The organism is Aquabacter sp. (genome assembly GCF_965279295.1).
Taxonomy (GTDB): Bacteria; Pseudomonadota; Alphaproteobacteria; order Rhizobiales; family Xanthobacteraceae; genus Aquabacter.
The window spans coordinates 56,544-81,191 of record NZ_CBDIHQ010000009.1 but is presented as its reverse complement, the minus strand read 5'-3'; the positions used below and the strand labels follow the sequence as shown (position 1 = coordinate 81,191).

Sequence of the window (24,648 nt, the reverse complement as noted above, 5' to 3'; positions counted from 1 at the left end):
CATGAGCGATATCTTCCCCGTGGTGTTCGGCATCTGCCTCGATGCCGAAGCCGCCTGGATCGGCCGCGATCCCAAGAATGCCAACCGCCCCGTGATGCTTTCGAACGGCACGTTCGGCATCTACGAGGGGCTCACCCCCCTGCTCAACCTGCTGGACGAGAAGGGCGTAAAGGCCAGCTTCTTTGTGCCCGGCCTCGCCAGCAACCGTCACCCGGATGCGGTGCGTGAGGTCGCCAAGCGCGGGCATGAGCTGGGCAGCCATGGCTTGAACCATCGCGGCGTATCAGGGCTGAGCGAGGAAGAAGAAAAGGCCGAGCTGGTCGGCGGCATCGAGGCCCTGGAGCATGTAACGGGCATCCGCCCCACCGCCTGGCGCTCCGCCGGCTGGGACTGGTCCGAGCGCACGCTGGACCTGGTGCTGGCGGAGGGCGTCACCGTCTCCACCAATTTCCACGACCGCGCCCGCCCCTACCGCCACATGAAAGACGGCAAGCCCGTCCCGCTGGTCGAAGTGCCGGTGCAGTGGCATCTCGCCGATGCGCCGTTCTTCACCTATGGCGGGCAGGTCGGCCGCGTCATCCGCCCGGCGGGTGAAGTCCAGACCATCTGGGAAGACGAATTCGACGGCCTCTATGATTGGCCCGGCGCCTTCTACCACCTCACCTTGCACGTCGAGATGATCGGCCATCCCGGCCGGCTGAAGATGCTGGCCCGGCACATCGACACCATCAAGGCGCGCTCGCGCGTGCGCTTCATGACCGCTTCCGAAATCGCGCAGACCGTCGCCTGACGCCGAACCCCGGACACATCGCAATGACCAAACTCCACGACGACGCCATCGTGATCGACGGCCTGATCATCTCGAATTTCAGCCGCGAGGTGTTCGAGGCCATGCATGCCGGCGGCCTCACCGCCGCCAACTGCACCTGCTGCGTGTGGGAAAACTTCCGCGACACCATGCTGAACATCGCCCAGTGGAAACGCTGGTTCGTGGAGCATGGCGACATCATCATGCAGGTGCGCAGCGCCGCCGACATCCGCCGCGCCAAGGAATTGGGCAAGGTCGGCATCATGCTCGGCTGGCAGAACACCACGGGCCTGGAAGACCGCATCGATACGCTGGCCCTGTTCAAGGATCTCGGCATCAGCGTGGTCCAGCTCACCTACAACACGCAGAACCTCGTCGGCAGCGGCTGCTGGGAGGAAAATGACGGCGGGCTCTCCGGCTTCGGCCACGAGGTGGTCGGCGAGATGAACCGGCTCGGCATGCTGGTGGACCTCTCCCATGTGGGGCCGAACACCACACGTCAGGCGATCCTGGCGTCCAAGCGGCCCTGCACCTATTCCCACGTCGCCCCGCGCGGCCTGTTCGACCATCCCCGCAACAAGAGCGACGAAGAACTGCGCTTCATCGTCGAGCGAGGCGGCTTCGTCGGCCTCGCCACCTATCCCCCCTTCCTGAAGACCGGGGCGGACACGACCCTCGCCGACTGCATCGGGCTGTTCGATTACATGATGAACATCTGCGGCGAGGCCAATGTGGGCATCGGCACGGATTTCACCCAGAACCAGGACGAGGGCTTCTTCGACTGGCTGCGCCACGACAAGGGCTATGCCCGCCGCATGGTGCCGTCCAAGGGCACGGCGCCCACCGTCAAGGGTTTTGAGACGCTGGCCGGCTATGGCGCGCTGACCGGCGCCATGGAGCAGGCCGGCTGGAGCGAGACCCGCATTCGCGGCGTCATGGGCGAAAACTGGCTGCGCTTCCTCGAAAGCGCGCTGGAGCCTTCCGGCGCGGCCCTGCCCGGCGACTGGCGCGCCTGAGCGCGGTTCACGGAGACCCTCACCTTGAACAGCTTCGCGTCAGCATCCTGGGATGTCGCCGTGATCGGGCTCGGCGCAATGGGCGGCGCCGCGCTCTACCAGCTTGCAAAGCGCGGTGTGCGGGTGATCGGCATCGATCGCCTGTCGCCGCCGCACGACATGGGGTCGAGCCACGGGGATACAAGGATCACCCGCGAGGCGGTTGGCGAGGGGCCGGCCTATGTGCCGCTGGTGCGGGCATCGCACCGCATCTGGCGGGAACTGGAAGACGAGACCGGCGACACCCTGCTGGTCCAGTCCGGCGCACTGGTCATGGCATCGGCCAACGCGCCCAATTCCCATCACGGCAAGACCGATTTCGTCCGGCGTTCAATCGCCGTCGCCGAGGCCAACGGCATCGCCCATGACGTGCTCGACGCCGGGGACATCCAGCGCCGTTTTCCCCAATTCATCGGGCTCGGCGGCGACGAGATCGGCTATTTCGAGCCTGGCGGCGGCTATGTCAGGCCCGAAGCCTGCATCGCCGCCCAGTTACGCCGGGCGCGGGAGTTGGGCGCGGACATCCACACCGACACGCGGGTGACGATGCTGTCACGGGACGGTTCAGGGGTTCGGATCCAGACTGACAAGGGAGCGCTGCGCGCCGGCAAGGTGGTGGTGGCGGCAGGACCGTGGGTCGGGGCGTTCCTCAGCCCGGACCTGCACCCCGCCTTTGCGGTGCACCGCCAGGTTCTCTACTGGTTCGACCTGCCCCAGCCCGACCTTCTGCCGCCGGATAGCCCGGTGTTCATCTGGATGCACGGCGCCAGCGACGAAGACTATGTGTACGGCTTCCCGCCCTCGGCGAGCCCCGGCACCGTCAAGCTCGCCACCGAGCAATACAGCCTCGCCTGCAATATCGCCGAGGTCGACCGAACGGTGAGCCCCGAAGAGGTGGCGCGGATGCACGAGCGGCATGTGCGCGGCAAGGTGGTCGGCGTCTCGGCGCGGGCGGTGCGCACGGCCGTGTGCCTCTACACCACCGCGCTCGACCACGGCTTTCTCATCGATGCCCACCCGGATCTGGACAACGTGATCCTGGTCTCCGCCTGCTCCGGCCACGGCTTCAAGCATTCCGCCGGCATCGGCGAGATGGTGGCGCGTCACCTGACGCAGGTAGAAACGCCGCTCCTGGGAGAATTCGGCGCGGGACGCCTGATACGCCTCGCAAACGCCGCCGCCACCATCTGACCACTCGTGCGATTTCGCCTGCCTGATCGAAACGCCCTCGCGCCCTCTCAAAGGACGCGCGGCGCGAGCATTTCGGTGGTGGAGCGAATGAAGTGGTCCACCACCGGGTTCAGCGTGCGGTTCTTCAAGGTGACGATCGCGACCGAATAGGGGGTTTGCGGCAACGCGATTCCCAGCTCCTTCAGCCCGAAACTTGCCTGATGCAGGCGGAGCACCGACGCCGGAAGCGCGCTCACGAACCGTCCCGTCACCAGCAGGTGGAGGCGCAGGTGAATGGAGAACGTCTTCAGAGCGATGCGCGGGGGTGGAAGGCCCCGCAGCCGGAAGGCGTCAGGCACAGCCTCTTCACCCCACCCATAAGGCAGGACGATCCATGATGCCTCGACCAGATCCGGCAGGTCGATAGGCGAAAGACCAGCCCAGCGGCTTTGGGAGCCGGCGACCACGGTCAGTCGATCATCGAACAGCTTCGTGATCTTGAAGTCGTCGGATGTGGCCAACGCATTGAGACCCGGACCGCCCCGGGCGAAGACAAGATCGATGCTGCGGTCGCGTAGCTTCGTGGCCGCTGCCGCCCCGGTGAAGGTCTCGACCTCGAACGTAACGCCCGGCCATCGGCTGGAAAACTGATCGATGGCGGACGGAAGCACCGATGCGGCGAGCGTTTCCGGGCAGCCGATGCGGATTTCGCCCGTGCCTTCGCTCTTGAGATAATTGATCTCCTGGATGCCGTGGCGAAGCTCGTCGAACGCCGCCCTCCCGCGCCTCAGCAGCACCTCCCCGTAGGCGGTTGCCTGGACCCCGCGCCGGCTTCGGTCGAACAATTGCGCACCCAGCTCCTGCTCCACCTCCGCGATGATCTGAGAAACGGCGGATTGAGTGACATGAAGCTGGGTGGCCGCCTTTGCCATACTGCCGCACTCGGCAACGGTGAAGACAACATGGAGATCGCGCAGCCGCAGCTTGCGGCCGATTTTCCACTCCCAGCCCGCCCCGTCAGTCATTAGCTATGCCTTATATCCCCATCACAAAACTCTACCTATCGCTAATGGATTGCAACGGCATAACTCGCTCAGGAAGGGGGAATTTCGGCGCCCCGCGGATGAAGCCATCGGCTTCGAGAGAGATACGCGGACCGTGCCGGGTCATCCTTCAAGAACAAAGCCCCGAAGAAGGGCCGACGTCAGGCGGCGCGGCACCTCGTGTCGCGCCGAAACGTCACTCAACCTGGAGGAAACGCCTATGCGCTGGAGAGCGGTTTTCATCTCCCTGATAACGGGTCTGTTCGCCGTGCCTGCGATGGCGCAGGACGCCTATCCCAGCCGGACCGTGAAGCTGGTCGTGGGGCTCAGCGCCGGGTCTTCGACCGACGTGACCGCGCGCATCGTCGCCCAGAAGATGGGGCAATTGCTCGGCCAGACGTTCGTCATCGAGAACCGGACCGGGGCTGGCGGCAACATCGCCACCGGCTTCGTCGCCCATGCGCAACCGGACGGCTACACCTTGCTGTTCGGGTCGGCGGCGACCACGGTCAACGTGACGCTCGCGCCGAATGCGGGGTTCGATTTCGTCAAGGATCTGACCCCGATCGCGCTCCTGGCGACAGTGCCGAACATCCTGATGGTGCACCCCTCGCTGGGGGTTAAGACCCTGGACGAACTGATCGCCAAGGCGCGCAGCCGGCCCAATGAAATCCTCTACGCTTCATCTGGCTATGGCACATCGCCCAACCTATCGGCCGAACTGTTCGGCCTGATGGCGGGCGTGAAGCTGGTGCATGTCCCCTATCAAGGCAGTTCGCAGGCGATGCAGGATTTGATCGCCGGGCGCACCAGCATGATGTTCGTTCCCGCCCCCACCGTGCTCACGCAGAAATCGGGTGAACTGATCCCGCTGGCTTCGACCCAGCTCAAGCGGGCCGGCGCGGCACCCAACCTTCCGACCATGGACGAACTCGGCCTGAAGGGGTTCGACACCGGCGTGTGGTTCGGGCTTTTTGCCCCCTCTGGCACACCCAAGGCCATCATCGACCGGCTCGCGCGCGTCGCCAACGAGGCCATCAAGTCCGATGACGTTCGCGCGGCGTTCGCGACCCAGGGGATCGACGCCATCGGCAGCACGCCGGAAGAGTTTGCGGTCTATGTGCGGGCCGAGATCGACAAATGGGCCAAGGTCATCAATGCGGCGGGGATCAAGCCCTGAAGCCGGCGCCGATGCACCAATGACGACCCAAGCACAGCGTACCCAGGATCAGAAAAGGATAAGACCAATGGCGAAGTCCCTTGGCATGAAGCAGGCGGGTTATTTCGATTGCGCGGGGGGCGGCCAAATCGTCGTGCGTGACGGCATCGCCTATGTCGGCCATATGCGCGCGCCGCACGGCACGTCGATCGTCGATGTGCGCGACCCGAAGAACCCCAAGCTTCTCGCCGAACTGCCGATGACGCCCGGCACCCATTCCCACAAGGTGCGGGTGGCCGGCGACATCATGGTCATCAACCAAGAGATCAACAACAACGACAAGAGCCTGCCCTCTCCCGACTTCAAGGGCGGCGTCTGCATCTACGACATCTCCAACCCCGCCGCGCCGCGCCTGCTGAGCCGGTGGGAAACCGGCGGGCAAGGCGTTCACAGGTTCGATCTGGACGAACGATATGCCTATCTTTCCTCAACCGCGGACGGGTATCTCGGCCACTTCGTAATCATCCTCGACCTCGAAAACCCCTCAAAGCCCGTCGAAGTCAGCCGCTGGTGGATGCCGGGCCAGTGGACCGCCGGTGGCGAAACTCCCAATTGGGATCGCACCGCCCACCGCTGCCATCATCCGCTGCGGATGGGCAATCGCCTCTACACCAGCTACTGGCAGGCCGGCTTTCATATTCTTGATATCGATGACCTCACCAAGCCGCAGCGCATTTCCGGCCTGGACTGGTCGCCGCCTTTCCATTGCCCGACCCACACGGCGCTTCCCGTGCCCTTCGATATCCGGGGCCGGCGCTACATGGTGGTGGCGGACGAGGACGTGTATCGCCCGCTCGACGGCGTCCCCGCCTTCCTCTGGATGGTCGACATTACCGACGAGCGCGCGCCGATGCCGGTCGGCAGCTTCCAGGTGGAGGGCATAGAGGATGGTCCCCAGCCGCTGGCCACCGCCTGCCATCAGCCATGCGAGATCATCACCGGCACGGAAATTCCCGTGGCATGGTTCGCCCATGGGGTGCGGGTGGTGGACATCTCAAACCCGCATGCCTTGCGCGAGGCTGCCTATTTCGTCCCGGACGTGCCTACGGGCGCGGAGCGGGTTCAGAGCAACGATGTGACGATCGACACGCGCGGGCTGGTCTATCTGACCGACCGCCAGCGCGGCTTCACCATCATCGAGCGCATCTGACACCCCCATCACGACGCCGCCGGGGTCAGGTGGCGTCGTGTGCCCTCAGCGTGCCGGGGTCAGCCGAACCAGGCGGCCGGGGTTTGCATCCTCGATGAGCCAGACGGCGCCATCGGCGGCGACCGCCACGTCGCGGATGCGGGCGCCCATGTCCCAGCGGTCGGCCTCGTCGGGCTGGCCGTCCGGCGAAAAGCTGACACGCACCAGGGCCTGCACCCGCAGGCCGCCGATCAGGGCCGAGCCGCGCCATTGCGGGAACATCGCGCCCTCGTAGAAGGCGAGACCGGCGGGGGCGATCACCGGGGTCCAATAGAGCGCGGGCGCGGCAAATTCAGGCCGGGTGGCGTGGCGCGGGATCGGCGTGCCGTCGTAATTGTCGCCGTTGGAGACGAGGGGCCAGCCGTAGTCCACTCCAGGCGCGATGAGGTTGAGTTCATCGCCGCCGCGCGGACCCATCTCGTGGAGCCAGAGCTTGCCGTCGGGCGCGAAGGCGAGGCCATAGGGGTTGCGATGCCCCGTGCTCCAGGTCTGGGCCGGGACACCGCCCGCCCTCGCATTGGGATTATCGGGCGGGGTCGAGCCATCGAGATTGAGCCGCAGCAGCTTGCCGCGCGCCTGCTTCGGGTCCTGCGCGCTGCCCGGCACCATGCGGTCGCCGACCGTCAGGAACAGATGGGTGCCCTGTGGATCGAAGGCGATGATGCCGCCGGGCTGGCCGCCGCCGCCCGCGGGGCTCTGGCGCCAGATCACCGCCGGATCGGACAGCTTCGCCGCGCCGCCGGAGAGGTCGAGCCGCGCACGGGCGAGCACGAGCCGGCTGCCTGTCTCGCCCGGCTCGGTATAGGTGAAATAGAGCGTCGAACTGGCCGCGAAATTCGGGGCGACCGCGATGTCGAGCAGGCCGTTCTGGCCTTGCGCCGCAACCGCCGGAACATTGCCGATCGGCGTCTTCACACCCTCCTGCGTGACCAGGAACATGCGGCCCGGCTTCTCCGTGACCAGCATGCGCCCATCGGGAAGGAATGCGAGGGCCCAGGGGGTATTGAACTCCGCCACAGCCTGCGTCGCGAAGGGGCGATTGGGGCTGATGCTGCGGCCGCCGGCATTGATGCTGTCGGCGTGCGCGGAGGCATGGATCAGCAGTGCCACGGCGAGCGCCGCCCACGCTACGATCCAGGTGCGACGAGCCATGGTCCCTCCCGCCGTATTGTATGGAAACGCGCCTGCCCGGCCGCAGCGCCGCCGGGCAGAGTTATACCGCTCAGCTCACGCCGTTCTGCTTGAACCAGGCAAGCATGCGCGCCCAGGCGTCATCGGCCGCCGCCTTGTTGTAGCTCGGCCGGTAATCGGCGTGGAAACCGTGCCCGGCTTCGGGATAGATCACGATCTCCACGTTCTTGCCGGCGGCACGCGCGGCGTCGCGCTGCTTTTCCACGTCCGCCACGGGGATGCCGGTGTCCTTGGCGCCGTAGAGGCCGAGCACCGGGACCTTGACGTCCGCCGCCACGTCCGAGGCGGTCTTCGGCTGGATATCGGTGCGCTGGCCGCCCAGCGGGCCGTAGAATGCCACGCCTGCCTTGAGCTTGGGATTGTGGGCGGAATAAAGCCACACCGCCCGGCCGCCACGACAGAAGCCGACGACGCCGAGGCGGTTCTGGTCGCCCTTGGAGCTTTTCACCGCCCAGGCCGCCGTCGCGTCGAGGTCGGACATGACCTGCGCGTCGGGGGCCTTCGAGATCACGTCGCGCACGATCTGGCTGGCGTCGGTCATCTTGGAGAGGTCGCCCTGGCGCGCATAAAGCTCGGGCGCCACCGCGCAATAGCCGTCCTTGGCGAGGCGGCGGCAGATGTCCTTGATGTATTCGTGGACGCCGAAGATTTCCTCCACCACCAGCACCACCGGGAACGGGCCGTTGCCCTGTGGCATGGCGCGATAGCCGGGCATGTTGCCGTCGGCGGTGGGGATCTGCACGTCGCCCGCCACGAGGGCGGTGTCGTCGGTGCGGATGGCCTGGGCGTGGACCACGTCGGTCGCCAGCGTGAAGCCCGTGATCAGGCTCGACATGACGAAGATACGGCGGGTGAAAGGCTCGCGCGCGAGCCCATCGAGGCCCTGAAGCGCGGGGTTGGGAGAACGGGTGGTGTGTGGGGCGTCCATGGCGGTCTCCTCGTCAATTGCCGCGTGGGTCATGCCACGGACCGGCGCGGAGCGACAAACAAGTTCTGGAGAGCAGGCCGGCCGCAGGCGGCTTCGGAATCGCAGGCCGACAAAAGGCCCCTTAAAAACCTGCGAGATGGGGTATAGGAAAATGCAGGTGACGGGAGATGAGACCGGGACGCAAAGACCGTGCGCCGGGTGTCTCTTCCGGGCGCCGCTGTGCCTATCTCGACCTCCTGGCCTTGTCTGTTGGTGCTTATGACCCGCAAACCCGTTCCTGTCGCGCAACCCCAGAGTCTCACCATCCAGCAGGCGCTCCAGCGCGCCAATGAGCATTGGAACGCCGGGCAGGCCGAACAGGCCGAGCTTCTCTGCCAGCGTGTGCTCGCCGCGTGGCCGGGCCAGCCGGATGCGCTGCATATCCTGGGCCTGATGGCCCACGCCTTCGGGAATCACGGGCTGGCGATCCAACATCTGCGCCAGGCCTGCCTCTCGCCACGGGCGCCGGCGCTCTATTTCAGCAACCTCGCGGAAATGTGCCGGCAGCAGGGTCTGCTGGCGGAGGCCGAGGAGGCGGGACGGCGCGCGACCGCGCTCGAACCCACGCTGGTTTCGGCCTGGAACAACCTCGGCATCGTGCTGCAAGAGGCCGGAAAGTTCGAGGAAAGCGTCACCTGCCTGGAGCGGGTGGTGCGCTTGCAGCCGGACAGCGCAGAGGCACACAACAATCTCGCCAACACCTACAATCGCCTTGGCGAACTGGAAAAGGCGCGGCTTCACTATGCGCGCGCCCTGGCGATCCGCCCCGGCTATGCCGAAGCGGAAAGCAACATCGCCTTCCTGCTGAACGAACTCGGGCAGTTGGACGAAGCCGCAGAGGCGGCGCGCCGCGCCATCGAATTCAACCCCCGGCTTCCCGACGCCTATATCAATCTGGCCGGCGTCGAACTGTCCCGGCTGCGCTATGCCGATGCGCTGCGCTGGCTCGATGCGCTGCTCTCCTTCGCCCCGGCCCATTTCGGTGCGCTGGTGGCACAGGCTCGCCTGCTTAAGCGCGTGGACCGGATGGAAGCGGCGCTGGAGGCGGCGCGGCGGGCGGTGGCGAGCGCGCCGCAAAGCTCCGATACCCACAATGTGCTTGGCGAGATGCTTCAGGCGGCCAACCGCCACGACGAGGCGATCGCCGCCTTTGACAAGGCCGCCACCATCCCCGGCCGGGCGCGCGAGAGCGCCATCGCCAACAAGGCGTCCCTGCACATGGAGCTTGGGGCCAAGCAGCAGGCGCTTGAGCTATTCGATGCGCTGCTCCAGGAAAATCCACGCAACATATCGGCCTGGGCCAACCGCACGGAACTCAAGCGTTTCTCAAAGGGCGACCCGGACATCGCGCAGATGGAAGCGCTGCTGGGTCCAGAGGGGCGCCAGCCGATCAATGACCGCATCGCGATCCATTTCGCCCTGGGCAAAGCCTATATGGATGCGGGAGACGGCGACCTTGCCTTCACCCATCTCGATGCGGGAAACCGCAGGAAACGCTCCACCTTCAGCTATAATGGCGCGGAGACCGGAACCTGGATGCGGGGGATTTCCGAAACCTTCTCGCCTGCCCTGCTTCAGAAGTTCGCCGGCGCAGGCCATGCCTCCGACATGCCGATCTTCATCCTGGGGATGCCCCGTTCCGGGACAACCTTGATCGAGCAGATCCTGGCGTCCCATCCGGCGGTCCACGGGGCGGGGGAACTGCCCTTCATGGAATCCCTGGCGTCCGCCACCGGCGCCTACCCCAAGACCGCCGAGACACTGGATTCCGGGCAGATCGCGGCATTGGGCTCGGCCTATATGGACCGCATCACCCCGCTCTCCCTGGGACGTCGGCACGTCGTGGACAAGATGCCCGCCAATTTCCTCCACGCCGGCCTGATCCACGCGATCCTGCCCAATGCCCGCATCATCCATACACGGCGCGATCCGGTCGACACCTGCCTGTCCTGCTACACCAAGCTGTTCGCCGCCGAGCAACGCTTCACCTATGACCTTACGGAACTCGGGCAGTTCTATCGCCACTACGAAGCCCTGATGGATCATTGGCGGGCCGTGCTGCCCGCGAGCCACTTCATCGAGGTGGACTATCAGGAGATGGTGGCGGACCAGGAAGGGCAGTCCCGCCGCCTTCTGGAGGCGCTCGGCCTGCCGTGGGACGACCGGTGCCTCGCCTTCCATGAAACCAACCGCCCGGTGCGCACCGCGAGCATGACGCAGGTGCGCCAGCCGATCTACAAGACCTCCGCCGGGCGCTGGAAGGCGTATGCCGCCCACCTCCAGCCCCTCCTCGACGCGCTCGGCCAGCCCCAATGAGTGGCGGCGCGATGAACGCCGGAAACGCCGCCGAACAGCAGGCGGTGGCCTTGATGGCGCAGAACCGCTTCGGCGAGGCGGAACGCATTCTCGCGGCGCGCATCGCCGCCGGTGTCGGGCCGGCGCAGACGTGGCGGCTGCTGGCCCGCGCGGTTCGCGCCCAGGGGCGCATCGCCGAGGCGCGGGACATCCAGGCCAAGCTGGTGGAGGCCCTGCCCGGCGATCTCACCGGGCGCTTCGACCTCTCGGAGAGCCTGCTGCTGCTCGGCGACTTCCAGCGCGGCTGGCGGGAATACCAGTGGCGCTACTCCATGCCCCACACCACGCGCATCGAGCGCAAGGTGCAGCGCCCGCGCTGGAACGGCGCGCCGATGCCGGGAAAAACCCTGCTGATCCACGACGAGCAGGGTTTCGGCGACACGCTGCAATTCATGCGTCTGGCGCGGCAGGCGAAGGCACGCAGCGGCGCCAATCTGGTGCTGGAGGTGACGCCGCCGCTGTTTTCCCTAGCAAAGCGGATGGGCGGCTTCGACACCATTCTGGAACGCGGCACCCTGCCCCCGGCGTTCGACAGCTTTTGCGAACTCATGTCGCTGCCCATGGTGATGGGCCTGACCCTGGACGACCTACCGGGGCCGATGCCTTACCTCACCGCCGACCCCGCGCGGGTGAAGACGTGGCGGCGCAAGCTTGCCGATCTGCCCCGGCCTTGGGTGGCCTTGGTGTGGGCGGGAAGCCCCACGCACACCAATGACGCCAACCGCTCCATGCGCCTGAATGATTTCGCCCCGCTGGCCGATGGCTTCGAGGGCACCTTTCTGGCGGTGCAGAAGGGACCGAGCGCCGCCGAGGCCGATAGCCCGCCCGAGGGCATGCGGATCAAGGCGCTCGATGAGACCATCCGGGATTTCGAGGACACGGCGGCCATCCTCACCGTGGCCGATTTGCTGATCTCGGTGGATTCCTCACCGGTCCATCTGGCGGGCGCGCTGGGCCGCCCGGCGTGGGTTCTGCTGCCGCTGGTTCCCGACTGGCGCTGGCTGCTCGGCCGGGACGATTCGCCCTGGTACCCGAGTTTGCGGCTGTTCCGTCAGCCAAGCCTTGGCGATTGGGCCGGCGTCATGTCGCGCCTAAGGGGCGAATTGGCCGCGCTGCACGGATAGAGCGCCTCGAAAGCGCTGACTTCCGTGACAAAATTGCATCTACCCATTCGTATAGCCGGAATCAGGTGAGCGGCGGATGAATACGCCTTCACACTCTCCCCGTGCGGAAATAAGGTGAAATGTCGACGTTTATGTGCCGGTTCTTTGCCTGAACCGTCGCGGGGGAAAAAATGAATCAAAACAAGCAGCGCTCCACGAGCCGCTCCACCCGCTGGCAGCTTCTGGCCGGGGTATCCCTGATCGCGACGTCCGCAAGCCTGAGCAGCATAGACCCCGCCTTCGCCCAGGCATGTACACAGGTACCGGCGGACACCACGATCATCACTGCCCAGACCGTCCCCTGCGTGATCTGGACGGGCAGCGACCTCACCATCACCAGCAACGGTGTCGTCGGCGGCCCCTCGACCACCATCGGCGTGGACGCGATCCTCACCGGCGGCCAGACCTTGACCAACGCCGGTCAGATCATCGCCGACTCGACGTCGGAGCAAAGCTCCGAAGTGATTTTCGTCGGCGTGATGAACCGCGGCGGGCTCATGGGGAGCCTGAGCAACACCGGCACCATCCGGGGCAGCGGTAACAGCCAGAATGTGGGGCAGACCGTCGCCGGCGTCGCCAACATCGCAGGCACCATCATCTCGCTGTACAACAGCGAAACCATCATGGCGGCAGGGGTTGCGGCCGACGAAACCGGGATTTTCGCCGCCGTCTACAATACCGGCGTGATCTCCACACTGACCAATGCGTCGACTGGAACCATCCTCAGCGAAGCCGACAACGGCTTGTATGACATCGCCATTCTGAACGCCGCGAGCGGAAGCATCGGGATCCTGTCCAATGAGGGCATCATCTCGGGTGGAAGCGGCATCATCAGTTCGGGCAGCATCGGCTCGCTGACCAACAGCGGCCAGATCACCGCAACGCGCGGCGGCAGCGTTGCGCTCGGCGTCATGGCCGGTGTGATTTCCGGCGCAACCAATAACGGCACCATATCTTCGAATGCCGGCGCAGCGGTTGCCACAGGGCCGTCCGCGACCATCACGAATTTTCTGAATACCGCGCTGATTGTCGGCGTTACCGGCATCAACAACTCGGGCGTGATCGGCACGCTCACGAATTCCGGCACGATCCGGGGCGGATCGAGCGGTTCGGGCGGCACCGGCGTGCTCTCCAACGGCGGGCGGATCGGCGAACTCAACAACTCCGGCACGATCAGCGGCGACCTGAACGGCGTCGTCAGCGTCAATTCCGGCAGCATCGGCACCCTGCACAATTCCGGCAGGATCATCACCGCCGGATCGACGGGGTTTGTCAGCGCGTACGATTCAACGCTCGGAGCCCTGAGCAACAGCGGTCTCATTCAGGGCAAAAAAGCCGGCATAGCGAATGCGCTGTCCACGATCGCCGTCAACAGCATAACCAACGAGTCGGGCGGCACCATACGGTCGTTTCAGGCCGAGGCGACCGGTTCGGGGCAGCTCCTGGGCGGCCTCCTGAATGTTCAATCCACCATCAACAGCCTGACGAACCAAGTCGGCGCCGCCATCATAGGCGGCGGCGGGCTGACGGTCGGCTCCAGCAATGTCCTCGCCGGCGTCTTGAACGCAGGCGGCGTCATCGGCAGCCTGAGCAATTCCGGCGACATTCACGCCACAGCCGAGCTCGTCGCAGGCCCGCGCCAGTCGGTCTTCGGCGTCGGCAACCTCGACGGCACGATCACCACTCTTACGAACGCCGGCGTGATTTACGTGGTCGCCGATACCGGCAGCTCGACCGCTATCATTGCCGGCGTCTTCAACTCCGGGACCATTTCGGCCCTGGAGAATTTGAGCGGCGGCACCATCAGTTCAACGGTGACCGGCGGCGGCAGGGGCAACGGCGTCTTCAACCGCGGCAACATCGAAACGCTGCATAACTTCGCCGACGCCGTGATTTCCGCCGACACCGGCATCGGCGTGCGCAATTTCGGTGGCATCGGCACGCTCACAAACGCCGGCCTCATATCGTCCAACTCGGGCACCGGCATCAGCGTCGAAGGCGGCTCTGTCAGAACCCTGACAAATAGCGGAACGATATCCAGCTACAGCAGCGGCGTTTATCTGGAAGAAGGAAGCATCAGCGTCCTCTCCAACTCCGGGCTTATCAGCACCGCCAATGGCGATGGCATCCGTAATTTTGGCGGAAGCATCAATACAATATCCAATACTGGTGTGATTTCGGGTTGGACGTACGGTATCCGCAATAGCGGCACGGTCGATTTCATCGAAAACGTCGGCTCGGTCAGCGGCGGAACGCTCGCCGGCGGCATCATCACAGCAGGCTCGACGACGGCGGTTTACAATGCCGGCGGAACGATCGGCACCATCATCAATTCCGGCCTGCTTTCCGGCTACGGCGGCTTCGCCAACGAAGGCAACCTCACACTCTTTCAGAATGACGCGCTTTATGATGGGAGCGCTCTCGTTGGCGGCATCGTCAGGGGCAACAGCACCACCGCATTCTACAACACCGGCTCCATCGGCACCCTCACAAATTCCGGCCTGATCACCGGTCCGGTCGGCCTGGCGAGTGAGGGGACCATCACCTCGCTCACCAACACCGGCACGATCGAAGGCACCAGCGGTTACGGCATCAGCACGTCCGGGCTCATCACCAGCCTGAGGAATATCGGCACCATTGATGGTGTCATGCTCGTTATCGGCACGATCAGTTCGGGTTCATCCTCAGCCCTTAACAATACAGGCTCCATCGGATCTGTCGTGAATTCCGGCGTGATTTCGGGCTCTGACGGCATTTTCAACTCAGGTAATATCGATACTCTTGAAAATAATGCCTTCAACGCCGAAGGCGCACTTGTTGGCGGCCTAATATCCGCCACGGGCACCGGGGTCTATAACACCGGCACGATTGGCACCCTCACAAATTCCGGCGAGATCAGCGGCAATCTCGGCGTTGCAAACTACGGGCAGATAGACACTTTCAACAACAGCGGAAAAGTAACGGCGGATTACTCAACAGGCGTATATACCTCCGGCACCATCCTCACGCTGATCAATACCGGACAGATAGATTCGGCTTATAGGGGCCTCTACAATTCGGGCGGCTTTATCCAGAGCGTCAATAATAGCGGCACAATTATTGGCGCCTCGTCGGTTGGCCTCTACAACTATAGCGGAACGATTGAAAGCCTAGTGAACTCCGGAACCATCCAGGGTTACTATGGTCTTTACAATTATTATCTTGCCACGATCGGAACTGTGAACAACTCTGGCCTGATTCTGGGCACGTCAGGTACCGCGCTTGTCAATTACGAAGGCACCACCATCGGCAGCCTGACGAATACCGGCACGATCAGCTCTCCCTATCGCGGCGTCTATAACGGCCTCTCCGACGCTCTCATCGAGACCTTTATCAACGAAGGCGTGATTGAAGGCGGTGGGCAGGGGATATGGAACGACGCTGGCGGCACGATCCTGTCGCTTAGCAACTCGAATTTGATCTCATCCGCCTCCGGTACCGCGATCAAGAATAGCGGCTCCATCGGCACGCTGACCAATACCGGGACCGTGATCGACGGAATCATCGTCGCCGGGTTCATAACGGGTGGCACCAGCGGCATCGGCATCCTCAATGCCGGCACCATTTTAAGCCTTTTGAATACTGGATTGATATCCGGCGGCATTGGCATTGAAAATGACCAATATATTGGAACGCTTGACAACAGTGGCCGCATACTAGGGATAACCTCGGCTGCGGTTTATAATTACGCGAATACAATTGCGAGCTTGCTTAACACTGGAATAATCCAGGGCAATGACGGCATTCGCAATTACTACCAATCGACAATTCTGACTTTGAATAATTCCGGCCTGATCAGCGCGGATAATGTCGCTATTTATAATGATGAAACCTCCACAATCGGCACCATTATCAATAGCGGGCAGATCATTTCGGGTTACCGGGGTATCTATAACGTATATTCCGACACGACCATTGAGGCGCTGAACAATACCGTCACCGGCACGATCAAGGGCGGAACGGGGCAGGCTATTTACAATTATAGCGGCGTCATACTCAGCATTCTCAACGAAGGTCAGATCATATCGACCGCGGCGACCGCGATCCTGAATCAGAACTACATCGGTACCCTGACGAATTCGGGAACGATCGACGGCAACAGCGGTGTATTTAATGATGGCGGCCTGATCGACACGATCATCAACTCGGGACTGATCCTTAGCAGAGGCTCAGCCTCCGCACTGAGCAACTGGAATAACGGTACGATCGGCACCCTGACCAACGAAGGTCAGATCATTTCCAATGCTTATTATGCCATTAATAATAATGGCTCGACGATCGATGTCTTCAGCAATTCCGGCACGATCCAAGGCCGGTTCGTTGGCATTTACAACAACAACGGCGGCGTGATCGCCAGCCTGGACAACAGCAACCTGATCCAGGCCGTGACGGGAACCGCCATCGCGAACGGCGGCCTGATCGGCACGCTGACCAACAGCGGCCTGATCCAGGGCGCCATCGCCATCTACAACTATTCCAGCGGCACCCTGACGACCATCATCAACAGCGGGACGATCGCCGGCGCCATCAACAACGCGTCCGCCGAGAACCTCACCATCGTCGGTGGGTCGGGCAGCGCCTTCGGAACGCTGACCGGCGCAGGCGCCACGCTCGACGTCGCCGATATGGGTCAAATCAGCAACACCGGGTCCGATCTGGTGTTTTCCGGCAACGTGCTGCTGAACGACAATATCGACGTCACCGGGTTTTCGGTGTTCAACACCGGCGCGACCATTTCGCTCGCCAACGACGTCACCGTGCTCGGCGCCTACAACCAGTCCGGCGGTATGCTGGATCTCGGCGGCAAGACCATAACCCAGGGCTCTGTCGTCTTTTCCGGCGGCACCATTACTGCGGGACTTTCGGTTTCGCAGAATGATTTCGCGCAGTCCGGCGGCGTTCTGAACGCCGATGTCTCGGCGGCGGCCTATAACTACTCCGGCGGCACGGTCAATTCCGGCACCATCACCGCATCCAATAGCTTGGCATTCAATACGACGGACGCCACGATCAGTTCGGTCCTGGCGGGCACCGCAAGCTTGTTTAAATCCGACACCACGACGCTGACGCTGACCGGCACCAACACCTACCTCGGAAACACCTTTGTCCTCGGCGGCATCCTAAAGATCACCAATGGGTCCGCCCTCGGTGCGACCAGTGCCTTCAATAACGCGGCGTTTCTCAATGCCGGCGCCACGCTTCAGCTTGAGGGCGGCATTGCCGTGGGCAACAAAATCCTGGCCCTCAACGGGACAGGTGCGGCCCTGGGCGCGCTTGAAAGCGTGAGCGGCGACAATAGCTGGGCCGGTCTGGTCGCGGTTCAGAGCAATACCCGCATATCGGTCGATGCCGGGTCGCTGACGCTTTCGGGGCCGGTCCTGCAACTCGGCTCGGACCCCCTCGGCTTCGACATCGTCGGCGCCGGCACTCTGGTGGTGTCGGGCTACGGCGGGGCCGCCACGATAGATGACACGGCCCCGATCGGCGGGGCGATCACCGTGACGGGCACGAAGCTGGTCCTGAACGGCTGGCTCGGCGGTCCAACCAGCACCCTCGCGGTGAGCGGCGGCGCCACTCTGGCCGGCTGGGGCACGTTCGGCGGCTCGGTGAGCATCACTGACGGCATCCTCGCGCCGGGCAACAGCCCCGGCACGCTGACCATCGACGGCAGCCTGACCCTCGCAAGCAATTCCATCCTGAACTTCGAGTTCGGCCAGGCCAACACGGTCGGCGGTTCGCTCAACGACCTCGTCATCGTGCATGGCGACCTGACCCTCGCGGGAACGCTGAACGTCACGCAATCGGAAGGCGGCACCTTTGGGGCGGGCGTCTATCGCGTCATCAGCTACGACGGCGACCTCACCAACCAGGGCCTGGTGCTGGGCACCATGCCCACCGGATCCACCACCTTCATTCAGGTTGCCGTTCCCGGACAGATCAATTTGGTCAATACGGACGGCCAGAGCCTGAGCTATTGGGACGGCAGCGCCGGCCCGAAGAATAACGGCGTAGTCAACGGCGGCGATGGCATCTGGACCAACATGACCGTCGGACCGCAGGCCGACAACTGGACAACCGCCAGCGGCGCGGTCAACGGCCCCTATGCCGCCGGGACCTTCGCCGTGTTCATGGGTGCGCCCGGCACGGTGACGGTGGACAGCGAAAGCGGCCCTGTGGTTGTCACCGGCATGCAGTTCGCTGTGGACGGCTACAACGTATCGGATGGCACGATCGTGCTGGCGGCCGAAAGCGGCCAGACCGTCATTCGGGTCGGCGATGGAACCGTACCGGGGGGGGCGTATCACGCGACCATCGGCTCGGTCCTCGCGGGCACATCAGGTCTCAATAAGACCGACCGCGGGCAACTCATCCTTACGGGCGAGAACACCTATACCGGCAACACCACGATCTCCCAGGGCGTGCTGGGCATTGGCGACGGCGGCACCACCGGCTCGGTCCAGGGTGACATCGTCAACAATGCTATTCTCAACTTCAACCGCTCAAACGACATCAGCTATGCGGGCGTGATCTCCGGCACCGGCCGGCTCTTCAAGAATGGCGCCGGCACCCTCACGCTCACCGGCACCAACAGCTTCAGCGGCGCCACCAGCGTCGTCGCCGGGCGCCTGCTCATCGGCGGCGGCTCCTCGCTGTCCGATACCGCTCTGGTGACCGTGTTTAGCGGCGCGACGCTGGAACTGATGGACACCGACGAGACCGTCGGCGCCCTGTCGGGCGCCGGTGCCGTGGTGCTGAACTCTTACTGCCTCATCGTGGCGGGCGGCCTCACCAGCAGCTATTCCGGCAACATGAGCGGCTCCGGCTGCCTCGCGGTGACCGGCACCGGCACGCAGACCCTCGCCGGCCCCAGCGAGTATACCGGCGGCACCACGATATCGGATGCCAGCACCGTGGTGCTGGGCTCCTCCGGCGCGCTCGGCACCGGAAACGTGGCGCTGCAAGACGCGGGCGTGCTGCGCTCCAGCGGCACCTATGTCTATGGCAACACCTTCTCCCTGGCCGCGGGCCTGACCGGCGGCTTCTCGGTGGATGAAGGTGAAATCCTGACGCTCACCGGGACCATCTCCGGCGACGGCGACCTCAACAAGACCGGCACCGGCACCCTGCTGATCGGCGGCACCAACACCTATAACGGTGCCACCAACGTCAACGCCGGCATCCTCAATGCGGTCGGCGGGAATGCGCTCAGCGACACCGGTGCGGTGAACATCGCCGCCGGCGCGCAACTGCTCCTCCAGGAAGGCACCGAGACGGTCGGCTCCATCGCCGGCACGGGCGCGGTGGTTCTGGACGGCGCCTCGCTCATCACCGGCGGCAACAATGCCAGCACCACCTTCGGCGGCGCGATCAGTGGCACCGGCGGTCTGACCAAGACCGGCACCGGCGCCCTGACGCTGGCCGGGGACAGCACCTACACCGGGCCCACCCTCGTAGCGGGCGGAAACCTGATCGTGAACGGCAGCCTCACCGGCAGCCCCGTCACGGTCGGCGAAATCGGCACGCTTTCGGGCGGCGGCACCATCACCGAATTGGTGTCGGTGCAGAGCGGCGGCACCCTCGCGGGCGTGCAGGGCACCGTCCTCACCATGGGCGGCCTGGACCTGGCCTCGGGCGCGAACGTGAACGTGACGCTCGGCGCGCCCAGCGGCTCGGCCATGTTCAACGTCACCGGCGACCTGACCCTCGCCGGCACGCTGAACGTGACGGCGACCACGGGCTTCGGCCTCGGCGTCTACCGGATCATGAATTACTCCGGGATGCTCACCAACAACGGCATGGAGGTGGGCAATGTGCCGGAGGGCTATGCCGGCGGCATCCAGACCTCGATCAACAACCAGGTGAACCTGTTCATCGACAGCCCGAACGGCCCGATCGCCTTCTGGAACGGCACCACCCTCAGCCCCACGGGCACCGTGGTGGGCGGCGACGGCGTCTGGCAGGCGAACACGCAGACCAACTGGACCAACGCCAACGGCACGATCTCCCGGACCTGGAACAGCGGCTTCGCGGTGTTCCAGGGCGATGCCGGCCTCGTCACGGTGGACAGCAGCCTCGGCCAGGTTTCGGCCGCCGGCATGCAGTTCGTCACCAGCGGCTATGTGGTGAGCGGCGCATCGATCACGCTCGCCGGCGCAACGCCGGCGGTCATCCGCGTCGGTGACGGCACCGTGGACGGCACCTCGACGGTCGCCACCATCGCCTCGGAGCTGACCGGCACCAGCGGGCTTGAGAAGGCCGATTTCGGCAAGCTCATCCTCACTGCGGCGAACAGCTACACCGGCGGCACCACCATCTCCGGCGGCACGCTGCAACTGGGCAATAACGGGACCTCTGGTTCGGTCCTCGGCGACATCGTCAACAACGCCGCCCTGGCCTTCAACAGGAGCGACGACATCACCTTCGCCGCCGTGATCTCCGGCACCGGCTCGGTGCTGAAGACCGGCGCGGGCACGTTGGCCCTCACCGGCGTGAACACCTATTCGGGCGGCACCGCCATCACCGGCGGCACCCTGCAGGTGACCAGCGCCGCCCCGCTCGGCACCGGCAACCTGACGGTCGGCGGGTCGGGCATCCTGCGGGCCAGCGGCACCTTCACCTATGGCAACGGCGTGACGCTCGGGCTGCCCCTGAGCGAGAGCGCGCCGATGGCGCCGTCGCGCGTCGGCACGTTCGAGGTCGACGCCAGCCAGGCCCTCACCCTGTCGGGCGTGGTCAGTGGCTCGAGCGGCTTGGTCAAGATCGGCGAGGGCCTCCTGATCCTCACCGGCACCAACACCTACACCGGCGTGACCACGATCTCCGACGGCACGCTGCAGATCGGCAACGGCGGGACCACCGGCGCGATCAGCGGCGATGTGGTGAACAACGCCAATCTGGTGTTCAACCGCTCCGATACCTACACCTTCACGGGGGCGATCACCGGCAACGGTGCGGTGACCTTCATGGGCGGCGGCACGGTGGAGTTCTCCGCGCCCTATACCGGCCCGATCACGGTCGACAACAGCTTCGTGCAGCTTCAGCAAGGCTCCACGACCACCTCGCCGTTCACCGTCAATGACGGCGGCGTGCTGGGCGGCACGGCCACCATCGGCTCTCTGACGGTCAACAGCGGCGGCACGGTGGCACCGGGCTACTCGCCCGGCACGCTGACGGTGAGCGGGCCTGTCACATTCAACTCCGGCTCGGTCTATGCGGTCGACGTGACGCCCTCGGGCGCCCACGACCTCATCCTCGCCACCGGCAACGTCACCCTGTCCTCCGGCGCGACGGTGCAGGTGCTCGCGGTGCCGGGTCGCTACCCCGCCGAAAGCATGATCCCGATCATCACCACCACGGGCACCGTCTCCGGCACGTTTGGCGGCGTGACCTCCGATTACGCCTTCCTCCAGCCAGAACTCGGCTACGACCTGAACAACGTCTACCTAGTCCTCACCTACACCGGCGTCGACTTCGTCTATTACGCGCAGACGCCGAACCAGGTGAATGTGGCGGTGGCGGCGCAGACGCTGGGCGGGGGCAACCCAGTGTTCGACGCGCTGATGGGCCTGTCGGTGGGGGCTGTCGCGCCCGCACTGAACCAGCTCTCCGGCGAGATCTATCCCTCGGTCAACACCGTGATCCAGCAGGAGACCAACTACCTCAGGGATGCGGTGGGCACGCGCCTGCGCCAGTCCGTGACGCCGCAAGGCAACACGGCGCTGAGCTATGCCGCGAAAGCGGCCGGCCCGGCCACCGCCAAGCTGAGCCAGGATCTGACGCCCACCCTGTGGATGCAGGGCTACGGCGGCTGGGGCAATGCCTTCGGCAACACCAATGCCGCCTCGATCTCCAGCACCATCGGCGGCTTCTTCGCCGGTGTGGACGTGGGCGTCCTGGACAATGTGCGGGTCGGCGTCGTTGCGGGCTTCAGCCAGACCCAGTTCGACGTGGACGCCCGCAACTCCTCGGGCTCGATGGACAATTACGACATCGGGCTCTACGCGGGCGGCCAGTTCGGCGCCTGGGCGCTGCGCGGCGGCGCCTCGTACACCTGGCATGACATCTCGGTCACGCGCTCCGTGGTGTTCCCCGGCTTCTCCGGCGCCACCAACGGCGGCTACAACGTGGGCACCACCCAGGTGTTCGGCGAAGTGGGCTACGACTTCAGCGTCGGCAGCTATGCGTTCGAGCCGTTCGCGGGTTTTGCCTACGTGAACATCTCGGGCGGGTCGCTTACCGAAGGCGGGCTGCTCAGCTCCGGCGCTGGCCTGAACGTCAACACCAACGACCAGAACACGTTCTACACCACCCTGGGCGTGCGGGCGGCGACCTCCTTCATGCTCGGCGGGCGCGCGCTCACCCCGAGCGCGACCCTCGGCTGGCAGCACGCCTTCGGCGACACGACGCCGACCGCGAACATGCTGTTCCAGGGCGGGGCGACACCGTTCCAGGTCTCGGGTGTGCCGATTGCCGAAAACACGCTGCTGATGGGCGCGGGGCTGGCCTACGCCCTCTCCGACCTCGCCACACTCCAGGTGAACTACGTCGGCCAAATCGCCAGCGAAGCCAGCCAGAACGCCTTCACCGCGCAGTTCTCCCTGAAGTTCTGATCGCGGACCGCACACGGTAAAAAAGGGGGAGGTGAGCCATCACCTCCCCCTTTGCTTGTGTCGGTGCTGTCTGCGTGCGGGGGCGGGACCATGCCGCCGGCTCCGTCGGCGAGAGATAAAATCAAACGATTTCAACGCTTCGTTCCGGGGTCCGGACCGGCGTGGCGACGCGGCGGCGCAGAGGCGCTATGAAGCCACCATCGCAGTGGTTTTTCGAGGGTGTGAATGCTCGTTCTGGCTGAATTGCTGGCAGGCCTGGGGCTTCTTTTCGTCGGCCTGAAGCTGATGAGCGCGCATCTTCAGCAGGCCATGGGCCGGCGGGTGCGCGCGCTGCTGAAGCGCGCCACGCGATCGCGCATCACCGGCTTCACCTGCGGCGCGCTGACCGGCGCCATCGCCCAATCCAGCAATGCCGTCACCCTGATCGTCGCGAACCTGGTGCGCGGCGGTGCGCTCACCACCCGCGATGCCATCGCCGTGGTGGCGGGCGCGAATGTCGGCACATCCGCCCTGGTGTTCATCGCCGCCATCGATCTGAAGGTCGCGGTTCTCTACCTCGTCGCCCTGGTGGGGCTCTGCTACCAGTTCAAGATCGACCGCACCCCGGCGCGGCGCGAGTGGATGGCGGTGGCGCTGGGACTGTCCCTGCTGTTCCTCGGCCTGGATTTCATCAAGGGGGCGCCGCAGGGCGTCTCCATCAACGACGCCGCATTCCTGTTTTCCGGCTTAACACCGCTGGTGGGTTTTCTGATCGGCGTGGCGGTCGCGATCGTTACCCAGTCCTCTTCCATGGCCGCGATCCTCTGCGTCGCCGCCGTGCGGGCGGAGATGATTGATCTTGAGCTGAGCTTCTTCATCGTCGTCGGGGCGAATTTCGGCTCCGGCATCGCGACGCTGATCTCGGCGGGGGCGCTGAAGGGCACCGGCAAGCAGCTCTGCTTCGTCCACATCCTGGTGAAGGTGATCGGCTGCGTCGTGGTGTTTGCCCTCTGGGCCGCCGGCGAGGCGCTCGGCATCTTCGACCTGGTGATGTTCGATCTGGTGGCGGAGCACGGCGTCTCCTTCTGCATTTCGGTCATCTTCCTGATGCTCCAGGCGACCGGCGCGGTCGCGGTGACGCTGTTCTGGGGCACCACCGAACGCATCGTCCGCAAATTCAGCCCGCCCAGCCGGGAAGACCACGTCTCGCGCCCGCACTTCATCACCGACGAGGCGCTGGCCGATCCCTCGACCGCCCTCGACCTCGCCGCGCGCGAGACCGACCGGCTGGTCAAGCATCTCCCCGATCTGCTTCCCGACCTCGACCAGCACGACCCCAACGAAGCGAAAATGCGCGCGATCTCCTGGCGCGGGGCCTCCACGATCTCTGGCGCCACCGTTCACTTCGTGGTGGAGCTGATCGATCGCGGGCTGCTGCGCGAGGACCTGGACTTTGCCCTGCACCTCCAGGAACGCCAGGACGTGCTGCGCACCTTGCAGGATACGTTGAACGAATTTGCCAGCCTGATCGACGAGTTCTCCCCGCCCCCGCCCCTCGCCTTCAATCTGTGCGAGGCGTTGCGCACCATCATCTTTGAATTGTCCGACGCGCAGGATGGATCGCAGGAAGAACTCGATCTCGTCATCGCCATGACCGCCGACCGCAGCGAAACCCTGGACCGCATCCGCCGCGCGCTCTCCACCACGCCGCTTGGCACGGGCGAAGGCGCCCGCCGCCTGCTGGCCAGCCTGAGCCTGTTCGAGCGCGCGCTCTGGCTCACCCATCGCCTCGCCCTGACCAAGCGCGCCGGCCTGGACGACAGCGATCTCCAACCCGCCTGAGCGCACCTCACTCAGGTG

At 64.8% G+C, this 24,648-nt stretch carries 12 protein-coding genes; 9 read left to right on the top strand and 3 right to left on the bottom strand.

Annotated elements, in window-relative coordinates:
- The first annotated feature begins 1 nt into the window (after position 1).
- Genes ADADO0_RS03300 through solA form a run of 3 tightly spaced genes read left to right on the top strand, consistent with a single transcriptional unit; the run spans position 2 to position 3,054 of the window.
- Positions 2 to 790: a polysaccharide deacetylase family protein gene (locus ADADO0_RS03300; protein WP_511303666.1), complete on the top strand. Its 789-nt coding sequence runs from the start codon at positions 2 to 4 to the stop codon at positions 788 to 790.
- 23 nt (positions 791 to 813) lie between these two features.
- A complete protein-coding gene (locus ADADO0_RS03295) occupies positions 814 to 1,824 on the top strand; it encodes a membrane dipeptidase (RefSeq protein ID WP_511303665.1) in 1,011 nt (336 codons plus the stop codon).
- A 24-nt stretch (positions 1,825 to 1,848) separates the two neighbouring features.
- Positions 1,849 to 3,054: an N-methyl-L-tryptophan oxidase gene (solA, locus tag ADADO0_RS03290; RefSeq protein ID WP_511303664.1), complete on the top strand. Its 1,206-nt coding sequence runs from the start codon at positions 1,849 to 1,851 to the stop codon at positions 3,052 to 3,054.
- A 47-nt stretch (positions 3,055 to 3,101) separates the two neighbouring features.
- Here the strand turns inward: solA and ADADO0_RS03285 are convergent, their stop codons facing one another.
- Positions 3,102 to 4,058: a LysR family transcriptional regulator gene (locus ADADO0_RS03285; RefSeq protein WP_511303663.1), complete on the bottom strand. Its 957-nt coding sequence runs from the start codon at positions 4,056 to 4,058 to the stop codon at positions 3,102 to 3,104.
- A 238-nt stretch (positions 4,059 to 4,296) separates the two neighbouring features.
- Here ADADO0_RS03285 and ADADO0_RS03280 point away from each other — a divergent pair, with 238 nt between their 5' ends.
- On the top strand, positions 4,297 to 5,256 hold the full coding sequence (locus ADADO0_RS03280; protein ID WP_511303662.1) for a Bug family tripartite tricarboxylate transporter substrate binding protein: 960 nt from the start codon (positions 4,297 to 4,299) through the stop codon (positions 5,254 to 5,256).
- Positions 5,257 to 5,323: 67 nt separating this feature from the next.
- Positions 5,324 to 6,445: an LVIVD repeat-containing protein gene (locus ADADO0_RS03275; RefSeq protein WP_511303661.1), complete on the top strand. Its 1,122-nt coding sequence runs from the start codon at positions 5,324 to 5,326 to the stop codon at positions 6,443 to 6,445.
- 45 nt (positions 6,446 to 6,490) lie between these two features.
- Here the strand turns inward: ADADO0_RS03275 and ADADO0_RS03270 are convergent, their stop codons facing one another.
- Entirely contained in the window at positions 6,491 to 7,636 is a 1,146-nt protein-coding gene (locus ADADO0_RS03270) for a PQQ-dependent sugar dehydrogenase (RefSeq protein ID WP_511303660.1), read from the bottom strand.
- Positions 7,637 to 7,706: 70 nt separating this feature from the next.
- A complete protein-coding gene (locus tag ADADO0_RS03265; protein WP_511303659.1) occupies positions 7,707 to 8,603 on the bottom strand; it encodes a dienelactone hydrolase family protein in 897 nt (298 codons plus the stop codon).
- A 258-nt stretch (positions 8,604 to 8,861) separates the two neighbouring features.
- Between ADADO0_RS03265 and ADADO0_RS03260 the strand changes: the two genes are divergently transcribed.
- The 4 genes from ADADO0_RS03260 to ADADO0_RS03245 all read left to right on the top strand — a co-directional run bounded on the left by ADADO0_RS03260 (position 8,862) and on the right by ADADO0_RS03245 (position 24,630).
- Entirely contained in the window at positions 8,862 to 10,958 is a 2,097-nt protein-coding gene (locus tag ADADO0_RS03260; RefSeq protein ID WP_511303658.1) for a tetratricopeptide repeat-containing sulfotransferase family protein, read from the top strand.
- A gap of 11 nt (positions 10,959 to 10,969) precedes the next feature.
- Positions 10,970 to 12,121, top strand: a complete 1,152-nt coding sequence (locus tag ADADO0_RS03255; protein WP_511303657.1) for a hypothetical protein — start codon at positions 10,970 to 10,972, stop codon at positions 12,119 to 12,121.
- Positions 12,122 to 12,291: 170 nt separating this feature from the next.
- The gene (locus ADADO0_RS03250) at positions 12,292 to 22,809 is read left to right on the top strand and encodes an autotransporter-associated beta strand repeat-containing protein (RefSeq protein WP_511303656.1); all 10,518 of its coding nucleotides are present in this window, start codon (positions 12,292 to 12,294) and stop codon (positions 22,807 to 22,809) included.
- Between the two features lie 225 nt (positions 22,810 to 23,034).
- Positions 23,035 to 24,630 (top strand): Na/Pi symporter, encoded by a 1,596-nt coding sequence (locus ADADO0_RS03245; protein WP_511303655.1) that lies wholly within the window; start codon positions 23,035 to 23,037, stop codon positions 24,628 to 24,630.
- Positions 24,631 to 24,648: the final 18 nt, after the last annotated feature.

Bases quoted from the DNA above. Each gene is read 5' to 3' on its own strand.
- ADADO0_RS03300 (WP_511303666.1), top strand. From the start codon at position 2: ATGAGCGATATCTTCCCCGTGGTGTTCGGCATCTGCCTCGATGCCGAA.
- ADADO0_RS03295 (WP_511303665.1), top strand. From the start codon at position 814: ATGACCAAACTCCACGACGACGCCATCGTGATCGACGGCCTGATCATC.
- ADADO0_RS03285 (WP_511303663.1), bottom strand. From the start codon at position 4,058: ATGACTGACGGGGCGGGCTGGGAGTGGAAAATCGGCCGCAAGCTGCGG.
- ADADO0_RS03280 (WP_511303662.1), top strand. From the start codon at position 4,297: ATGCGCTGGAGAGCGGTTTTCATCTCCCTGATAACGGGTCTGTTCGCC.
- ADADO0_RS03275 (WP_511303661.1), top strand. From the start codon at position 5,324: ATGGCGAAGTCCCTTGGCATGAAGCAGGCGGGTTATTTCGATTGCGCG.
- ADADO0_RS03270 (WP_511303660.1), bottom strand. From the start codon at position 7,636: ATGGCTCGTCGCACCTGGATCGTAGCGTGGGCGGCGCTCGCCGTGGCA.
- ADADO0_RS03265 (WP_511303659.1), bottom strand. From the start codon at position 8,603: ATGGACGCCCCACACACCACCCGTTCTCCCAACCCCGCGCTTCAGGGC.
- ADADO0_RS03260 (WP_511303658.1), top strand. From the start codon at position 8,862: ATGACCCGCAAACCCGTTCCTGTCGCGCAACCCCAGAGTCTCACCATC.
- ADADO0_RS03255 (WP_511303657.1), top strand. From the start codon at position 10,970: ATGAACGCCGGAAACGCCGCCGAACAGCAGGCGGTGGCCTTGATGGCG.
- ADADO0_RS03250 (WP_511303656.1), top strand. From the start codon at position 12,292: ATGAATCAAAACAAGCAGCGCTCCACGAGCCGCTCCACCCGCTGGCAG.
- ADADO0_RS03245 (WP_511303655.1), top strand. From the start codon at position 23,035: ATGCTCGTTCTGGCTGAATTGCTGGCAGGCCTGGGGCTTCTTTTCGTC.